The sequence below is a fragment of the Collinsella sp. AF39-11AT genome (assembly GCF_003474585.1).
Taxonomy (GTDB): Bacteria; Actinomycetota; Coriobacteriia; order Coriobacteriales; family Coriobacteriaceae; genus Collinsella.
Map to the genome: position 1 here is coordinate 1 of NZ_QROG01000052.1, position 454 is coordinate 454.

The window sequence follows — 454 nt, forward strand, 5'->3', positions numbered from 1 at the left end:
GAGGCTTCGGTAGTTTGTGTGACAAGGGGCTAGCCTAGGCAGCAACGCTCTTCGCTCCCTTCACGCCCTTCTTCCTCGCCTTCACCGGGCGACCCGGGAGCTGGGGCTGGCAGTCGCCGCACCTGAGCATGAGCAGGGCCACGAGGTTGTCGGTGTTGCGGAAGCCGTAGCCCATCCTCACCGTCACCTTGATCTTGTTGTTGATGGCCTCTACGCGCCCGTTGCTGATGCCGAGCTCGACTGCGGCGATGATGTCGTCGCGCCGGCGGCGCACCTTCTTCTCCACGGCGACGACCTTGGCGATCTTGCAGTAGGCGGCCCTGTGCATCCAGTCGTCGAGCAGCTCGGCGGCCTCGGAGCCGTCGGCTGCCCGGAAGACGGCCCGCAGGTCCTCCTTGAGCTCCCAGGCCCTGACCAGCCGCGAGCCGGCCCTCTTCTTGAGCGCCTCGAGCCT

1 protein-coding gene is annotated in these 454 nt (G+C 66.5%); it reads right to left on the bottom strand.

Features of this window, described 5'->3' with window-relative positions; translation table 11 throughout:
- Nucleotides 1–34: 34 nt before the first annotated feature.
- Nucleotides 35–454: transposase (locus tag DW037_RS10705; RefSeq protein WP_199578374.1), on the bottom strand; the 420-nt coding region annotated here is incomplete at its 5' end.